The 18,048-nt window shown below is 39.3% G+C and carries 16 protein-coding genes; 12 read left to right on the top strand and 4 right to left on the bottom strand.

What is annotated here, in order from left to right:
• Positions 1 to 15 precede the first annotated feature (15 nt).
• From rpmB to BLS33_RS20850, 6 genes are all read left to right on the top strand, one after another.
• Positions 16 to 252, top strand: coding sequence for a 50S ribosomal protein L28 (rpmB, locus tag BLS33_RS20875; protein WP_089894535.1), 237 nt, complete (start codon positions 16 to 18; stop codon positions 250 to 252).
• Positions 253 to 272: 20 nt separating this feature from the next.
• Positions 273 to 455, top strand: a complete 183-nt coding sequence (gene rpmG / locus BLS33_RS20870; RefSeq protein WP_089894532.1) for a 50S ribosomal protein L33 — start codon at positions 273 to 275, stop codon at positions 453 to 455.
• Positions 456 to 495: 40 nt separating this feature from the next.
• On the top strand, positions 496 to 648 hold the full coding sequence (locus BLS33_RS20865; protein ID WP_089894530.1) for a DUF4295 domain-containing protein: 153 nt from the start codon (positions 496 to 498) through the stop codon (positions 646 to 648).
• A gap of 91 nt (positions 649 to 739) precedes the next feature.
• Positions 740 to 1,702 carry a signal recognition particle-docking protein FtsY gene (ftsY, locus tag BLS33_RS20860; RefSeq protein ID WP_089894526.1) on the top strand — a complete coding sequence of 321 codons (963 nt, stop codon included), beginning with the start codon at positions 740 to 742 and terminating at the stop codon, positions 1,700 to 1,702.
• Positions 1,703 to 1,777: 75 nt separating this feature from the next.
• A complete protein-coding gene (locus BLS33_RS20855) occupies positions 1,778 to 2,179 on the top strand; it encodes a hypothetical protein (protein ID WP_143017663.1) in 402 nt (133 codons plus the stop codon).
• Positions 2,169 to 3,038 carry a hypothetical protein gene (locus BLS33_RS20850; RefSeq protein ID WP_089894520.1) on the top strand — a complete coding sequence of 290 codons (870 nt, stop codon included), beginning with the start codon at positions 2,169 to 2,171 and terminating at the stop codon, positions 3,036 to 3,038. The genes BLS33_RS20855 and BLS33_RS20850 overlap by 11 nt, the downstream gene beginning before the upstream one ends.
• Positions 3,039 to 3,044: 6 nt before the next feature.
• Here BLS33_RS20850 and BLS33_RS20845 read toward each other — a convergent pair whose 3' ends face one another.
• Positions 3,045 to 4,154, bottom strand: coding sequence for a serine hydrolase domain-containing protein (locus BLS33_RS20845; RefSeq protein WP_245731580.1), 1,110 nt, complete (start codon positions 4,152 to 4,154; stop codon positions 3,045 to 3,047).
• Between the two features lie 118 nt (positions 4,155 to 4,272).
• Between BLS33_RS20845 and rimO the strand changes: the two genes are divergently transcribed.
• On the top strand, positions 4,273 to 5,577 hold the full coding sequence (gene rimO, locus BLS33_RS20840) for a 30S ribosomal protein S12 methylthiotransferase RimO (RefSeq protein ID WP_089894515.1): 1,305 nt from the start codon (positions 4,273 to 4,275) through the stop codon (positions 5,575 to 5,577).
• A 140-nt stretch (positions 5,578 to 5,717) separates the two neighbouring features.
• Here the strand turns inward: rimO and BLS33_RS20835 are convergent, their stop codons facing one another.
• Complete coding sequence (locus BLS33_RS20835) at positions 5,718 to 6,515, bottom strand: collagen-like protein (protein ID WP_089894511.1); 798 nt, start codon at positions 6,513 to 6,515, stop codon at positions 5,718 to 5,720.
• Positions 6,516 to 6,960: 445 nt separating this feature from the next.
• Here BLS33_RS20835 and BLS33_RS20830 point away from each other — a divergent pair, with 445 nt between their 5' ends.
• Both BLS33_RS20830 and BLS33_RS20825 read left to right on the top strand, forming a co-directional pair.
• The gene (locus BLS33_RS20830) at positions 6,961 to 8,283 is read left to right on the top strand and encodes a GntP family permease (protein WP_089894509.1); all 1,323 of its coding nucleotides are present in this window, start codon (positions 6,961 to 6,963) and stop codon (positions 8,281 to 8,283) included.
• A 53-nt stretch (positions 8,284 to 8,336) separates the two neighbouring features.
• Entirely contained in the window at positions 8,337 to 9,332 is a 996-nt protein-coding gene (locus BLS33_RS20825) for an SMP-30/gluconolactonase/LRE family protein (protein ID WP_176801475.1), read from the top strand.
• A 106-nt stretch (positions 9,333 to 9,438) separates the two neighbouring features.
• On the opposite strand, the gene BLS33_RS20820 is transcribed toward BLS33_RS20825, so the two are convergent.
• Positions 9,439 to 11,904, bottom strand: a complete 2,466-nt coding sequence (locus BLS33_RS20820) for a M14 family metallopeptidase (RefSeq protein ID WP_089894504.1) — start codon at positions 11,902 to 11,904, stop codon at positions 9,439 to 9,441.
• Between the two features lie 170 nt (positions 11,905 to 12,074).
• Between BLS33_RS20820 and bshC the strand changes: the two genes are divergently transcribed.
• On the top strand, positions 12,075 to 13,685 hold the full coding sequence (gene bshC / locus BLS33_RS20815; RefSeq protein ID WP_089894501.1) for a bacillithiol biosynthesis cysteine-adding enzyme BshC: 1,611 nt from the start codon (positions 12,075 to 12,077) through the stop codon (positions 13,683 to 13,685).
• 75 nt (positions 13,686 to 13,760) lie between these two features.
• Positions 13,761 to 15,131 (top strand): pyridoxal phosphate-dependent decarboxylase family protein, encoded by a 1,371-nt coding sequence (locus tag BLS33_RS20810; protein ID WP_089894499.1) that lies wholly within the window; start codon positions 13,761 to 13,763, stop codon positions 15,129 to 15,131.
• 25 nt (positions 15,132 to 15,156) lie between these two features.
• On the opposite strand, the gene BLS33_RS20805 is transcribed toward BLS33_RS20810, so the two are convergent.
• Positions 15,157 to 15,702, bottom strand: coding sequence for a pyridoxamine 5'-phosphate oxidase family protein (locus BLS33_RS20805; RefSeq protein ID WP_089894495.1), 546 nt, complete (start codon positions 15,700 to 15,702; stop codon positions 15,157 to 15,159).
• A gap of 812 nt (positions 15,703 to 16,514) precedes the next feature.
• Between BLS33_RS20805 and guaA the strand changes: the two genes are divergently transcribed.
• Positions 16,515 to 18,047 carry a glutamine-hydrolyzing GMP synthase gene (gene guaA / locus BLS33_RS20800; RefSeq protein WP_089894492.1) on the top strand — a complete coding sequence of 511 codons (1,533 nt, stop codon included), beginning with the start codon at positions 16,515 to 16,517 and terminating at the stop codon, positions 18,045 to 18,047.
• The last annotated feature ends 1 nt before the right edge of the window (position 18,048 follow it).

Genomic DNA, 18,048 nt, shown 5'->3' with positions numbered 1-18,048 from the left:
GAAAAAGACAACGCGATGTCAAAAGTGTGTGAAATTACTGGAAAGAGAGCTATGTTCGGAAACAATGTTTCTTTCTCAATCAATAAGACTAGAAGAAGATTTAATGTAAATCTTTCTAAAAAACGTTTTTACATTCCGGAAGAAGATCGATGGGTTACCCTTAAGATTTCTACTAGAGCGTTGAAAACAATCAACAAAAAGGGAATTTCAGCTGTGCTGAAAGAAGCAAAAGCGCAAGGGTTTTTAAAATAATCCTTAAAATTTAGTTAGCAATGGCAAAGAAAGGCAATAGAGTTCAGGTAATTTTAGAATGCACCGAACATAAAGAATCGGGGCAACCGGGAACTTCAAGGTATATTACCACAAAGAATAAGAAGAATACTCCAGAACGGATTGAGATTAAAAAATACAATCCCATCTTAAGGAGAATGACAGTTCATAAAGAAATCAAATAGATTTTCGCTTTCGCGAAAATGACATAAAATTTAATTAGTCATGGCAAAAAAGACCGTAGCGAGTTTACAGACAAGCTCAAAAAGATTGACAAAGGCCATTAAAATGGTAAAATCACCTAAAACAGGGGCTTACACTTTTCAAGAATCTGTTATGACGCCTGAAGTCGTGAACGAGTGGTTATCTAAGAAATAACAAACTTGTTAGAAAATTTTATTGAGCCGCTTTCCATTGGAAAGCGGCTTTTTTATTTTTATATCTTTGGGTAAATATTTCAGTAGAACTTATGAGCTTATTCAAGAATATTTTTTCTTCGAAGAAAAAAGAAACGTTGGACAAGGGTTTAGAAAAAACCAAGACCAGTTTTTTTTCAAAATTAGGAAAAGCCGTTGCAGGCAAATCAAAAGTTGACGATGATGTGCTCGATAATTTGGAAGAAGTATTGGTTTCTTCCGATGTGGGGGTCGACACGACGCTAAAGATTATTGAGCGTATTGAAGCAAGGGTATCCCGTGATAAATACATGGGTACCGATGAACTGAACAATATTCTCCGCGAAGAAATTTCAGGACTTCTTTCTGAAACCAATATTGGTGATGCAACTGAATTCAGTATTCCTAGGGACAAGAAACCCTATGTGATTATGGTAGTAGGTGTGAACGGTGTTGGCAAAACTACCACTATCGGCAAATTGGCATACCAATTCAAGGCTCAGGGGTTAAAAGTGGTTCTCGGTGCCGCCGATACTTTTCGTGCTGCGGCTATTGACCAACTGCAGGTTTGGGCCGATCGAGTAGGTGTACCCATTGTAAAACAAAAAATGGGTAGTGATCCCGCCTCGGTGGCTTTTGATACCTTAACCTCTGCAGTAACACAAAATGCCGATGTGGTGATAATCGATACCGCCGGCCGGTTGCACAACAAGGTCAATTTGATGAACGAGTTAAGTAAGGTGAAAAGAGTGATGCAAAAGGTGGTCGCTGATACACCACACGACGTGTTATTGGTGCTTGATGGTTCTACAGGTCAAAATGCTTTTGAGCAGGCTAAGCAGTTCACCAAAGCTACTGAAGTCACCTCACTGGCCGTTACCAAGCTTGACGGTACGGCGAAAGGTGGTGTGGTCATCGGAATTTCGGATCAGTTTCAGATTCCTGTGAGATACATTGGAGTAGGTGAGGATATAGAGGATCTTCAGGTTTTCAATAAACATGAGTTTGTTGATTCTTTCTTTAGTACCAAAAATTGAAGTTCATATAAAAACAAGATGTTTGAATATGATGTAAGGGTGCTTAAATAAAAATGAATCCAAATATTCTTCCACTTGAAGATCGCAGTATTTACAAAAAAATATGGGGTGCCTCTTATCGTATTGATTTGGGCTCTTTTTCAAATGGGTTTCACAAAGTTCGGTGATTTAAATCCATGGAAACTAGGTGGCTACGGTATGTATTCTGACTACCATCCTGATAGCTATTTCGTCTGGTTTCAAATAGATGATAACAAGGTTTTAGCACGAAAAACCAAACTTTTCAGTACGAACGCAAAATTTAGGCAATTAGTTCTGAAATGTCGAAGCTATCCTAGTACCAATAATCTTAAAAAGTTACACGCCTATTTCAAGCATACAAATAAAGGGCACTTCAAAGTTGAGGCTTGGCGGTTAAATTTTACGTCAGAGTCATTAAAATTGAACCAAGTTTTAGTAAATAGTTATGAAGAGTGAATTCAGAAAGACCTTGGTACTAGGGTATTTAATGCTCTTGATTGTAAACGTGGTCGAATTTCGCTCTGGAATAGCTTTAGCGCTTACCCAATTGGTATTAGGTCTATTCTTATCCTTACCAGAGGTTATAGACATATCTCTTTTAAATAAAATTTCTGTCTACCGAACACCACTTTTAAAGGTGATTTATTTATTGAGTATTTTCGGAGGAATTTACTTTAAATGGTATAATGCGCCCAATCATTTATTTTTGTTCTTTTTTCTTTCTCTTTTGGTGTTATATATGGAGGAAGAACGTCTTTTCAAAGACAACCTACGATGGATTTTTGTAATTGTTATGGGCATGGCGACAGTTCACAAGTTGTTAAACCCTAATTTTTTGAATGGAGATTTTGTTGCGCTTCGTTTACTCTCTGGAGACTTTTTTCAACCAATATTGATAAGTGGTGCTATGCCTGATATAAATGAAACCTTGACTCAGAATGGAGCAAAAATTTCAGATTTTTTACTGAAAGAGCCTTCAGCTGTCGATGGAATAATTTTAGATCCAGGTATATTGCCTTTTTTGGCACTGAAGCAGCTTTTCGTCTATTCTATAATTGGTATGGAATTTTTACTGACGTTTTTGTTCGCTTTTTTTTCAAAACAAAAGTTTACCCTAGTTTTTCTGCTTGTTTTTGTCGGTTCAATTGGTTTGGTCGTATCAGAATTCGAATTTGCCGCAACACTGTTGTTTATGGGGCTATTAATGTGTCCCGATAATTTTACGGTAATCAAGCGCTTTTTTAAAGTCACTTTTTTGCTTTACGCCATTTTGGCTATAGGGAATAATGTTCTTTGGGTTTTAGGGTTCCTATAGCTGCCCTTAATTAATTATAGCATTGATTTTCTCCCAAAGTGCGTTGTCGAACGATGTGGGGCCTAATGCTGCTGAATTCGCAGCACCTCCCATACGAACAATGACCAAATCAATACTTGGGACAACGTATAGTTTTTGATCCGCTGCCCCAAGACCGGCAATAAGGTCATCGGGCGCGGCAGGTATCAGTTTTCCTTGAAGCTGTGCTTCCGACTCGGGCAGTCTGAAATTGTCTTGCCCATTTAGCCACCATAGGTAGCCATACGACTTATTTAATTCTTGAGAGGTCGATGTCATTGCGGTAAAATAGTCCATATCTGATAATAGGGTTTCCTCTTCCCATTTTCCCTTGTTGAGATTAAGCAAGCCAAATCGGGCCATGCTTCTTGCCGTGCTGAAGTAAAGATTGTTATAACCGACCTTGATCCAAGATCCCTGCATACCGATTTTATCACGCATTTTACTGTTGAAATAAGCTTCGAAGTCTTGTGCTACGGCACCCGATATAATCTTGTCCAATAAGGTATACGTGGCATTGTGGTAGTACCAGAAGCTGTCCGGTTCATTTTTATAAATAAGGCACTCTTTGTCTGTACAAAAGTTGTTGGTAACGGTATAGTCTAAGCCCGTGGTCATCGTTAAGTGATTTCTAACTGTAATTTTAAGTTCATTCTCAGAAGTTAATGATGACCAACCGGATCCCATGTAATCGGATGATGGGTTATCGACAGATAGAAACCCCTCTTCTTGGGCGATACCTACTGTTAGTGAGGTCAAAGTTTTTGCGGCGGAATTCCAGGTGTGATTTTTATTTTTATCAAAATCGCCAAAATACTTTTCCTCCGCTATGCGTCCATTTTTAAGTATAAGAAACGCATCGGTACTGTTTTCTTCCAAAAAAGTGAAAAGTGATGGTGTCGCTGCCTCGTTCCATCCTAAGCTTTCATAGGAAATGGTTTCCCAATCATCGGAATTTAAAGGTGGAAAATATAATTCCTCGCCTTCAGTCATAAGGCCATCATCGACCGAATCTTTGTCCATTGAATCGGTGGAACATCCTATCAATATAAAAAACAATAATGAGGTTAAAGCTATAATTTGGGGTCTTGTCATCATATTTTTTCTGTGTTGGACATCAACGTGTTGCAAAGGTTTAACGGTATAATGGAAGAATTCGTCTTAAAAGAGGATAGTTCTTTCATCAAGTTGTATTTTTGCATCCCATTAAAAAGATATGCGTACAAAATCCATAAAAAAGAACAAGATTAATGTTGTCACTCTCGGCTGCTCGAAGAATGTTTATGATTCGGAAGTGTTGATGGGGCAGTTGCGTGCAAACAATAAAGAGGTGGTGCATCAAGAGGAAGGAAACATCGTTGTTATCAACACCTGCGGATTCATTGCCAATGCCAAGGAGGAGAGTGTGAACACGATTCTGGAATATGTACAACAAAAAGAAGTGGGGCAGGTCGACAAGGTTTTTGTAACCGGATGTTTGAGCGAACGCTATAAACCTGATTTACAAAAGGAAATTCCTAATGTAGACGAATATTTTGGCACTAGTGAACTTCCAAATCTGTTAAAAGCATTGGGAGCCGATTATAAGCATGAACTTATTGGTGAGCGCTTGACGACTACACCTAAAAATTATGCGTATCTAAAGATTGCAGAAGGTTGTGACCGACCCTGTTCTTTCTGTGCTATACCGATAATGCGCGGCAAGCATCGGAGCAAACCAATTGATGAATTGGTTGCCGAATCAGAGAAACTGGCCGCCAAAGGGGTCAAAGAATTGATATTGATTGCACAAGATCTAACGTATTATGGGTTAGATTTATACAAGAAGAGAAATCTGGCCGAACTGCTTAAAGCGTTGGTAAAGGTAGAGGGAATTGAATGGATTCGATTGCATTACGCATTCCCCACGGGTTTTCCAATGGATGTACTGGACGTTATGAAACAGGAATCTAAAATTTGTAATTATTTAGATATTCCCTTGCAACATATCGCAGACCCTATTCTCAAAAGTATGCGTCGCGGTACTACGGAAGCAAAAACGACCAAATTACTACACGATTTTAGGGCGGCGGTTCCTGAAATGGCCATTCGTACCACATTGATAGTTGGGTATCCTGGCGAAACGGAGGCAGATTTTCAAACCCTGAAAAATTGGGTCGAGAAGATGCGATTTGAACGTCTAGGATGTTTTACCTATAGTCACGAAGAGAATACGCACGCCTATTCTTTGGAAGATGATGTGCCCGAAGAAGTCAAACAGGAGCGTGCCAACGAAATTATGGAGATTCAATCTCAAATTTCTTGGGAACTGAATCAGCAAAAAATCGGGAAGACATTTCGATGCATTGTCGACCGAAAAGAGGGCAATTACTTTGTAGCTCGTACCGAGTTTGATTCGCCTGACGTTGATAATGAAGTATTGATTGATGCTGCCCAACATTACCTGAAACAGGGGGAATTTGTCGACATCAAAATAAATGAGGCCGCCGACTTCGACCTTTACGGTTCACCAGTGCTTTAGAATTTTAAACCTAGTCCATTTTGTGCAATGCCTGCCGTGCATAAAAAATCTGTGACACAAATTTAGTCAACAGGTTTTTAGTTGTTAGTTCTTTGCATTACCGTGAGATTGTTCTTTATGCCGGACCCCCATTGGTACGATTAACAGCCCCATGGGTCGGGAATGTCTAGTCCCTTTAAAACGATTACATCTACTTCACCAGAAACTGAAAGATTATTGGTGGTCACATTGTTTGCACCGTCTACATCAAAAGCGAATGAAAATGTAAGGTGGTTTGTTGTTTCATTAAAACTGTATTCCGAAATGACAAAATTTGTTATACCAATTCCATCTTCCGAGAAGTTCTGATTTACTGAAAAGAATTTGTTGTCATCTGAAATAACCGCATATTGATTTATACCCAAATCAAATTCAAAGGCTTGTGTTTCTTCCCCGGCATCGATTACCGTAAGCCCTAAATTTAAAAGGCTTGATTGAAAAACATCATCAGGGGCACTTATAAAGCGCAATAAAGTGAATTCTAGTTCAGAGAGATCTGTACTTACCAAAGAAGAGGTATGGTAGTTATTAACCGGTGTGAATTTAAATACTGCTGTATCGGTAAAAGCTACATCATCTAACCTTGTACCGTCCAAAGTCATAGTAATACTACCATATTTTGTCAATTCATCAAAACCTAGACCATTTTCGCCATCAATCCCATTAACGCCATCTTCGCCGTCAACACCATCAGCACCATTCTCTCCATCAATTCCGTTAGCCCCATTTTCGTTGTCAGCACCGTCGGATCCATTTTCTCCATCTGTTCCATCAACCCCTGCTATCACATCAGTACCATTTATTCCGTTGATTCCATCAATGCCATCTTCAGGGGTGCAGTTTGTTAAAAATAATGCTAAGGCAAAAAGTAAAATTGTTCTCAAGTATATATTTTTCATTGACTTGCTTTTAAGTATTAAAGAAGTTCTTACCTATAAAGGTCTACTGGGAATTCCAGTCCGTAATCTTGAGTGATTAAGGACCAGTTCAAAGAAATATTTTAGTTTTTGTTATGAATTAGAGTTTTATAAAAAAAATATAGAAAAGTAAGTTTTAAAAGAGAGCTACAGCTGATTGAATCGTAAAATTTAGACGTAGTTACTACCTCATAATTTGTATGAAATTATCAGTGGTACAGGTTCTCATTTTAAAATTTGTATGATGTATGATAAATTATATATTTGTGATTATGGATTTCATGTCTATTTTTATAAATAATTAAACATACATTGATCAAGCGTATATGAAAACTAGGTTTTACTAATGAACTTAGATAGAGCGACTAGATTTTATAATGGACTTTATTTCAAATAGCGATATCTTTAAACAAATAACAACCAAACTATGATTTACGTAATTGCATTAGTATTAGCCCTGGCATTCATTATTGTGGGTATTGTCAAATGGAAAATTCATCCATTTTTTGTTTTGCTTTTGGCCGCCATAGCATATGGTTTTATAACGGGAATGGAGGTTAACCAGATTATCGCTTCGGTCAACGACGGCTTCGGAAGTATCATGGGAAAAATAGGTCTGATAATTTTCTTTGGTGTAGCCATAGGCACTGTATTGGAAAAATCTGGGGGAGCAATGGTTATTGCTACACGTATGTTGCAACTCATCGGTGAGAAATCTATTCATTTGGCCATGATGCTTACCGGTTATTTATTGTCGATTCCGGTATTTGCCGATAGCGCTTTTATCATTATGAATTCATTGAACAAGGCTTTGTCTCAAAAGGCAAAAGTTTCTTACGCGGGTACCACCGCAGCACTGGCTTTAGGCCTTACGGCCACACACGTCATGGTTCCACCGACTCCGGGACCGATAGCCGCTGCCGGTATATTGGGAGCGGAGCTTGGGAGTGTTATCATGTGGGGGTTGATCGTAAGTATATTATCATTGGTGACTTGTTACTTTTTTGCAACAAAGATTGCGGCTCGCATAGATCTTCCTATTCACTTGGAGGTCGAACGAAATGAGCTTCATAAACCAAAATTATGGTTGTCGCTTTTAGCCATTGTGGTACCCATAATTCTTATCGTAACGAAATCTATTTTTGATTATCCCGAATTGAATATGCAATCATCGGCGTTGTATCCAGTAATCTCCTTTTTTGGAACTCCTGTTATTGCACTTCTCGTTGGTATTGCACTATCATTATTATTACCGAAAAAGTTAGATGAAAAAGTTTATTCGGCTACGGGATGGTTGGGTGATTCCGTTCGCATTGCGGCACCGATTATCTTGATTACGGGTGCAGGAGGTATTTTTGGGGCAATGCTTCAGAATTCTGGAATTGCCGACTTGATCACGGCAAGTTTTTCCGAGATGTCGATAGGTTTGTTTTTTCCTTTCTTGTTGGCGGCCTGTCTCAAGACCACTCAGGGGTCTTCAACCGTTGCCCTTATTACGACGGCATCAATTGTTGCTCCCATGATGCCTGCTTTAGGGCTTGATGCCGATTTCTCTAAAACTCTTACGGTCTTGGCAATAGGTGCTGGCTCTACGGTTGTATCCCACGCCAATGATAGTTTCTTTTGGGTGTTGACACAGTTGACCGGTATGGATGTAAAGCAAGGAAATCAAGTTCAGACGGTTGGTACCTTGATTTTTGGTGTTACGGCCATAACCGTTATATTTTGTATTTCCCAGATTTTAGGATAGCGATGATGTTTTGAGATTTCATCAACAATTGAAGCATGACTAAATATAAGATTATGAATAAAATATTTCTAAGCTTTTTAATCGCCGTTTTGCATTTGACGGCATCATGCCAAGAAGAGCATCAATTTTCCGTTGAAATTTTAGATAATGAGGCTTTGCAAATTATAGACGAAGATGCGGAAATAGTGACTGTCGGAAGTGGATTTGCATGGACGGAAGGCCCCTTGTGGGTAGCCGAAGGCAATTATTTGTTGTTTTCCGATATACCCAATAATAAAGTTTTTAAACTAGATGTTCAGGGAAAGATTACAGAATACCTGAGCCCTTCAGGTTATATGGGCGAGAATTTTACGGGGGAAGAGCCTGGTTCGAATGGGTTGCTTTTGAACAAGAAAGGTGAATTGATACTGCTGCAGCATGGAGAGCGAAGAATTGCTAAGATGGATGCGCCATTGAATGCACCCAAACCTAATTATGAAGTTTTGGTTTCGCATTATAAAAATAAAAGATTCAATAGTCCTAATGACGGAGTCTTTGACTTAAAGGGTAATTTGTACTTTACAGACCCTCCCTATGGGCTTCCAAAACGGATGGATGATCCTAAAAAAGAGCTCGATTTTCAAGGAGTTTATTGTTTGTTGACTTCCGGAGAACTTGTTTTGGTCGATACCTTGACCCGGCCGAACGGCATTTGTTTTTCGCCGGATAACACAGAATTATACGTCGCCGTTTCGGATCCCGAACATGCGGTGTGGTATCAGTATAATGTAGTATCACCCGGTAAAATAAGTGATAAAAAACTTTTTTATGACGTAACGGACCTAGTAGGTCAAGAAGGTCAACAAGGCCTTCCCGATGGAATGAAAATGCACAGTAAGGGCTATTTGTTTGCAACGGGGCCGGGTGGTCTCTGGATTTTTAATAAAACGGGCGAGCCGATTGCAAGAATACATACGGGCCAGGCCACGGCGAATTGTGCTTTTACGTCCGATGAGAAAACGTTGTATTTGACCGCAGACGATTATCTTCTTAAAGTCGCCTTGAAGTAGGTGGTTTTATTAGTGGCTTTTTACAAAGCCAAATGGGGCTATACTAATATTTCTTGTAACTCGGCCCCAAAAACCATTAAGGGGTGAAGAATGCGGCCGTACATTTCTAGTCGACCAAGAATAATGCATTTGCAAAGAAGAGCTTGCCATTTTCCCAAAACCCTCGAAATAAGGGATTATCCACCATATAAACTATCTGTCCATTACCATGGCGCTCAACGCCAAAGACAAGTGTTTCCCCTATTTTTTCCATTGCAGTACTACCGGCAAATCCGGCCACGGGATTTCTATCTTTTTTTTCTAAATAGACAACACTTCCATTTTCAAGATATTGATAAGCATCATTGCCCATTTTAAGGGTGAAGTACGTTTTATCATATCCAAAAGCTAGGGGATGGGTTTTATCTACAGCCGTTTTAAATATTGCACCCGTAATCAGATTCTTAATACCTTCCCTTTGACTAATATCGAACGATGTCATATTGATAATACTATCACTTTTAACTATTTTTTTTTTTAGGGAAAATGCTTTTTGATCTGATAACCCTTTTAGAGCACCCCCCATGGCTACAAGTTTACCCCCATTTTTAATCCAATTGGTAAGATTTTCGAGTTCATCCTTGTCTAAAAATTCTTTATAGCCGTCACCTCCTGGGAAAATCAAAACATCATATTTCGTAAGGTCTGTCTGTAGTAAGTTGTCACTATCGAGTACCGTTATCGGATAATTCAGTTGTTGTTCAAAAAAGTGCCAAATTTCTCCAAAATGCAGTGAACTTGTTGGTTTTTCTGAGAGTACCGCAATTTTTACAGGTTTTATGGCTTTTACATTCTTAGACCCAAAATCCTTTCCTTTATCAACAAAACCAGTACGTGTAGGGGTCAGAACAATTCTATGCTTATTGCTAATGTCGTTCAAACGCTTTACAAAGTCTGATTTATTCACGTTGTCGGCCCGAGTTATGATCAGGCTTCCACGGTCATAGGTTTGGTTGTCCAATACAAAAGGTTCTTTAGTGTAACGTACGCGAATATCTTCCTTTAACAATTCAGCAAGAAACTGTGCATCTTTAATACTTTTCCATTTTGCTAAAAAGGCATAAGTATCATTAGATAGATTTGATTTTTTTTCTTGGACAACCGTGCGATTATAAAAAGGCCTAGAGGCTATATTGGTTTCTGAAGCTATGGCATTTAATCCGTAAGCATAAGGTAAAGACCATGCTGTAATATCATAGGTAAGCGAGTCGCTTAATTTGGCGTTAGGTTCGAACAGGACTTTTACCAAAGTGCCTTTGGGTTGGTTCGTCGATATGACTACATGCGTTGTGTCAATCTTGAAATTTCCCGATTTTCCTGAGTCATAATCGAACCCTTTGATGTTTGTTTGAGTGGCTTTGCCATACTCAATTTGATGTTGCTCTAACAGACGGCGTAAGGCATCTGTATTGTCGTTATTTCCTTTTAGCACATAACTTTTGTACTTATAATTTTTGTCTTGGTGGAATTTAACGAACTCCTCGTTCAATGTCTTAGTGTTCTTGGCAACCACCTCTAATGTTGAAAGGCCTGTGATGCGATGGTGCTCTATCCTATCGTTTAAAGTCAAAGTATCGCCTAGTCCGTTAATAATACCTAAACCGGCACGACCCCCACCACCTTGTTCATAAGTCATGCCAATGCTGCCATTATAGGTGGGGTACGTATCACCGTAACTCGGGTAGAGCAAGTCGTAAACTTCTTTGGTGAAGTAGAACCAACCATTGGCATCAAAATATTTTGCATGGTTTTTACCTATGGTAACTTGAAAATTACGTTGAAAATCTGTAATCACTTCGTGAAAAGGTTCTGCGGCAGGGGCGAAGTAATACGGACTGTCTACTCCTTGCTCATGAAAATCAACATGTACATGGGGCAACCATTGGTTATAAATGTTTAGGCGTTGTTGGCTCTCCAATTGTGTTAACCAGGCCCAATCTCGATTAAGGTCGAACATATAGTGGTTGCTACGGCCATTCCACCAACCTTCCTGATGCTCTTTGCTCTCAGGGTCGATATTATTAGGTGTATTCTTATATTGGTTATACCAGTTCACATACCTATCCCGACCATCAGGGTTGCTGCAAGGATCCATGACGACAACGGTGTTTTTAAGATATTCCGATTTGTTGGTCAATAGTTCGAATATGGTTTGCATCGAAGCTTCAGTACTTGAAGCTTCATTACCATGTACATTATAACTTAACCAAACAATGGCTTTTTCAGAGTTGTTCTCACCTCTGATACTTTTAAGGTGTGTTTGCCTAATTTTTTCTATATTTTTAATATTGTCGGCACTAGAGAAATAAACGATAAACAGTGGTCTTCGTTCGTAGGTCTTCCCATATTCGATAAACACAACTTGGTCGGGTCGTGCTTCAGATAGCTGTTTAAAATAGTCTACTACTTCATGATGACGCGTAAATTGGGTTCCGAGTTCATATCCCAGAAATTCGGAAGGAGACTGTAGTGCTTGCTGGGCAGTGCTAGTCAGTGAAATAAGCAACATCATTGGGAGCAGTATCCACTTCATGAAAGAGAGTTTCGGTTGATAACGTTCAAATCTATGGATTATTGAACGAACTTTGAATCAAAAAGTAAGCTTTTGGTGGCCCTTCAATAGCTAAGGGCAAGGTAATTAACGTATTTTTAGGAATTGAGAAAATCAAGAGTTTTATATTTACTCCGATTTTTATAACTTATATGGATATTGACTGTCTCCCCATTGCGAAAACCGGCTACTTTTCAAAGCTGATCAGTGACTATATCGATGAAAAAGCATCGATTCTTTCTTTTTATAATAGGTTCTCTTCTTTAGAGAATTTTAGTGGACAGATTGAAGAAAAAGCATTGGACTTTCCTCAAGCACATCGTGAAGTTCTTTACGATGCCTTGCAAAAACAATACGAAGGCATAAAGGTAAGTGAGCCAACGGGGAGTAATATTAAGCGACTAAAGGAGCCGATTACTTTTACGGTAACCACCGGGCACCAATTGAACTTGTTTACTGGGCCGTTATACTTTTTATATAAGATTGTATCTACGATCAATCTTACCAAACAGTTAAAAAGGGAATATCCCAAATATGATTTTGTGCCAGTGTACTGGATGGCTACCGAAGATCATGATTTCGAAGAAATCAACTATTTTAATTTTAAGACAAAAAAATTACAATGGAATAGGGAGTCTTCAGGGGCCGTAGGTCGACTTGACACTCAAGGTCTTCAGGAAGTTTATACCGCTTTCGCCAATGAAATCGGAAGTAATGGGAATGCCGAAACCTTAAAGAAATGGTTTTCCGATGCCTATTTGAAACATGATAATTTGACCGATGCAACCCGATATTTAGTCAATGAACTTTTTAGCTCTTACGGCTTGGTAATATTAGATGGTGATGATAAGGGGCTTAAAGAATTGCTGAAACCATATGCTAAAAAAGATATATTCGAGCAGGTTTCGTTTGAAAAGGTCACTGAAACTATTTCAGATTTAGAAAGTCTTGATGCGAAATACGGTATTCAAGTTAATCCGAGGGAAATCAATTATTTCTATTTGGCAGCGGGTGTCAGAGAACGAATTGTTGAAAGTAATGGCAAGTTTCATGTAACTCCTGAAAAAGGGGAGGGCATTGTTTTTTCCAAAGAAGACTTGCTGAAAGAAGTTGATGCACATCCTGAAAGGTTTTCACCCAACGTAATCGCAAGACCTTTGTACCAAGAAGTTATACTGCCTAATCTCTGTTATATCGGTGGCGGTGGCGAAATCGCTTATTGGCTTGAGCTAAAGTCGACCTTTGAGGCAATGGGGGTTCCTTTTCCCATTCTTCTGCTTCGCAACTCTGTTTTGGTCATTACTACTAAGCAAGATAAAAAATTGAAAAAGATGAATCTTTCGTCCAAAGATCTCTTTCTTGATCAAAATAGCTTCATCAATAAAAAAATAAGGGAAATTTCTAACATCGATATCGATTTTTCTCCACAGAAAGCATTGTTAGACCAACAATTTAAGACGCTCTACGAATTAGCAGAGCTGACCGATAAATCGTTTTTAGGTGCCGTAAAGGCCCAAGAAATCAAGCAAAAAAAGGGATTGGACCACCTAGAAAAACGATTGTTAAAAGCCCAAAAGCGGAAGTTGGAAGATCAGGTGAGTCGAATGACCGAAATTCAGAACGAACTTTTTCCGAATAAAAATTTACAAGAACGTATTCTTAATTTTTCCGAATTGTTTCTGGAATATGGGGAGGATCTTATCCCTATGTTGATCCAAGCGCTGCAGCCACTACAACTGGAATTTGTTGTTTTAAAGGACTAAACACTTACTTTTGAAGTATTTTACTTGGGTGTCTTGGCGGGTAGGTAAAGCTGAGTCCATTATAAACCGTATTATATGCATAATATAGATATCGAGTTGGTTGAAATGACTTTGGATGTCATGAAATATGCCATTGGAAGAATTACGGCTACTTCTCCTGAATTAGGTAGACCAAAAAAGGAGGAAGAGCTACGAAAATTGGTCGGTGAGACAGTTACCGATAAAGGTATTGGAGGTGAACGCGCGTTTGAATTGTTCAAAGATGTACTCGTCAAGGCCACGGTGCCAATAGATCACCCTAGGCACTTGGCTTTTGTACCCGCAGCTCCGACCCGTGCCGCAATTATGTTCGATTTGGTCACTTCGGCATCTAGTATTCACGGTGCTTATTGGATGGAAGGTGCAGGAGGTATTTTCTGTGAAAACGAGGCCATGAAGTGGTTGGTTTCCCTTACACAACTGCCTGAAGGAGCTTTTGGAGTCTTCACCAGCGGCGGCACTGCGGCGAACTTATCAGCGTTGGTCACTGCCAGGGAACAATGGCGGAAGCATTCTGAAAATTTGAACGAGAAGGGACTTATTATTACTTCGATAGGTGCTCATTCCTCCATCAAGACCATGGCTAAAGTAATCGATGTGGACTTACTTTTGGTAGAAACGGAAGACCTTATGTCAAAATCGGCACTTCAGGAGAAAATAGATGGACTGAACCCCCACCAACGGAAACGACTTTTTGCGGTCGTAGCCACGGGAGGTACTACTAATGCGGGTATTATTGATGACCTTTCGGGTATTGCCCAAATATGTGAAAAGGAAAAATTGTGGTTTCATGTAGATGCAGCTTATGGAGGCGGTGCCTTGGCAGCTGATTCCGTAAGGCATCTTTTTAATGGTATCGAAAGGGCCGACAGTATTACCATTGACCCCCATAAATGGTTATTCTCACCTTATGACTGTGGTGCGGTAATCTATAAGAACCCTGAGCAGGCGAAAGATGCTCATGCCCAAGAAGGTTCTTATCTAGATATTTTTAAGGATGAAGGGGCTCAAGGCTTTAATCCGTCGGATTATCAAATACAGTTGACACGGCGCCTGCGCGGTATGCCTTTGTGGTTTTCCTTGGCAATGCATGGTACCGATAAATATAAATGGGCGGTCGAACAAGGTATTGATTTGGCAAATTTGGCAGGTCGAATCATCACGGAAAACTCTCTTGTAGAACTTGTGCGCAAGCCCAGTCTGTCATGTGTGCTGTTTAGGAGAATAGGCTGGTTTCCTGAAGATTATCGCAATTGGACGTACAAAAATCACCGTGAAGGTTTTGCCTTGGTGACCCCCACCAAATGGAAACAAGGCTCGAGTTATGAAACCGTGGCCCGATTTTGTTTCATTAATCCTGATACTACGGAGCAAGATATTCGCGCAATTCTGGAGTCTATGGAATAGATAACAGGTTCTCTGTAGACTGATGCTAAGGGACTAAAAACTCACTGTCCCAAGCGGCATTTTCTTTTGAAAATCGTACCCTCAAGTGGTGCGGTTGTTGCAATTTTAAGTATTCGATTTTAAAAGGTTCAACGGCTACCATGCAGAAATAATGGGAATCTTCAAGGTACTCTATCTGACTAGGGTCTGAAATGCCTGACCCTGGTGCCGTCTTCGTCTTATAATCCTTTCGGTTGGCACTACCGACATCCTTCCAATTTTTTTCTAGGATCATGCGGTCTTTTACAATGGTAGCCAAGCCCTCTATTCGTATTTGTATCAGTTTTTCGGGGTGATAAAAAAGTAAGCTTACTTTTTTGTTTTCTTTGATGTGTACTATTTTTTTCGAACGGGTATCGGTATAAAAAGTCAATTGCAGATTAGTGTCCACGTTACGAAGTACCACGGTACGCAGCCGTGCTATGTTCTCCAGACCAACGGTTCCTAAAGTGCAAAATCGAAAGGGATGTTTTTGCCCACTAATCGCCTCGTTTAACTCTTCTTTAATTTCCTTAAAAATTTCTTGGGTCATTTTCGAATGTATTGTCTAACTAAAGTTAAATGAAACTTGCGATAAAACATCAGACTAGTCTGGATTTAATTAATCTTGATTTCAGAAAGAAAACTTTTTTATAAACGTAAACATCATGAAATAAGTGGATTATGAATTAGTGATATAGAAATCAAAAAAAAGTTATTTTTCAGGGTAGGGTATTTTCCTCCAAGGTTGTTTTATAAACAAATTACTGTGAAATAAGAATTGTTACACTTCATCCTGATTCACCCCAATTCGTCAGGATGGAGTTTTTTAAACAAGATTTTAATTTGAGCTAGTTATAAAGATTCATGTGTTTAGGTTGGTTTTTTGATTTTGATTAAAAGCCCTGGTGTTCATACCAGGGCTTTTTTAATGGAATTTTTTCTCCATTCTTATTCCAAAAAATCATAACTTCAAACCATTTCCAATAGTTTTTTTGATAGCTCTGTGCAGCAGAAGTTATTTAATGACCGTTAAGGTGTTTTGAAATTCATGTAATGCGAAAATGATAGTAAAAGAGCGTTTTTAGGGCTTTACAATCCAATTTCTTTGATTTGTAGGAATAGATATATTCAAATGTTAACCAGTAGTTTAGGTTCTGTTATCTTACTTTTTTGTTTATATATATTGGTTTTTTCGAAATTAGCATGAAACCTCGTAAGATTTGAAAGAGAAACATGTATTTCACTGTTTTATTGAAGTGTTGATACTCTTTTATAAGTGCTTTTTTAACAACATGTTCATTTTATATTTTAATTATCCTCAAAAGAACCTTTTCCAAAATTTTCAAATTGCTATTTTTGCCCATGCAAAACAATGTCCTGATTTTAGATTTTGGTTCCCAGTATACCCAACTTATCGCAAGACGCGTTCGGGAACTCAATATTTTCTGTGAAATAAAACCTTATAACAAAGTGCCCAAAGACCTCTCGTCATTTGGCGCGGTAATCCTTTCAGGCTCACCTTTTTCGGTTAGAGCCGATGATGCACCACATCCAGATTTGTCGGGTATAAGGGGTAAAATGCCCTTATTGGCAGTTTGTTATGGGGCTCAATATCTTGCCCATTTCCACGGGGGTAACGTAGCGCCCTCCAATACTAGGGAATACGGAAGGGCGAACTTATCGTATATTAAGGGGGAGGAAGCTTTTTTTCATTCGATTTCCGAGGGTAGTCAAGTGTGGATGAGTCATAGTGATACGATACAGAAGCTTCCAGAAAATGCAGTAGTTCTTGCAAGTACGAATGATGTAGAAAATGCTGCTTATAAAATTAAAAATGAGAATACCTATGGTATTCAATTTCATCCAGAAGTTTATCATACTACTGATGGAAAGACATTGTTGGAGAATTTTCTGGTGAACATTGCCGGATTAAAACAAACGTGGACGCCTGATGCTTTTGTTGAAACGACAGTGGCAGAATTGAAGAAAAAGATTGGAACGGACAAGGTCATATTGGGCTTATCCGGTGGTGTTGATTCAACGGTGGCAGCGGTGCTGTTGCACAAAGCGATCGGTAAACATTTGCATTGTATTTTTGTGAACAACGGGTTGTTGCGAAAGAACGAGTTTGAAGATGTATTGAAGCAATACGAAGGTATGGGGCTTAATGTAAAAGGCGTTGATGCTTCGGCACGTTTTTTGGATGCATTGGCCGGAGAAAGCGATCCCGAGAAGAAACGTAAGATTATCGGCAGGGTATTTGTTGAGGTCTTCGATGACGAATCGCATTTGGTAGAAGATGCCAAATGGTTGGCACAGGGTACGATTTATCCTGATGTAATTGAATCGGTATCGGCTACAGGCGGGCCATCGGCAACTATAAAAAGTCATCACAATGTAGGCGGACTTCCGGATTTTATGAAATTAAAGGTGGTAGAACCATTGAAAATGTTGTTTAAAGATGAGGTACGTAGGGTTGGTGCTAGCATGGCTATTTCAGATGATAGGTTAGGCCGACACCCATTTCCGGGTCCTGGGCTGGCCATTCGTATCTTAGGTGATATAACAAGGGAAAAAGTGGCCATTTTGCAAGAAGTGGATGCCATTTTTATTGACGGACTGCGCGATTGGGGATTATATGATAGTGTTTGGCAGGCCGGAGCTATGCTTTTGCCCGTAAATAGTGTAGGAGTTATGGGGGATGAGCGTACCTATGAAAAATGTGTGGCCTTACGTGCGGTTGAGAGTACCGATGGAATGACTGCCGATTGGGTAAATTTGCCTTATGAATTTTTACAAAAAACGTCTAACGATATTATAAATAAAGTACCTGGGGTCAATAGAGTGGTGTACGACATTAGCTCTAAGCCTCCAGCAACCATAGAATGGGAATGAT

The organism is Kriegella aquimaris (assembly GCF_900103215.1).
In the GTDB taxonomy this organism is placed as follows: Bacteria; Bacteroidota; Bacteroidia; order Flavobacteriales; family Flavobacteriaceae; genus Kriegella; species Kriegella aquimaris.
This window is presented reverse-complemented; position numbering and strand designations above follow the sequence as displayed.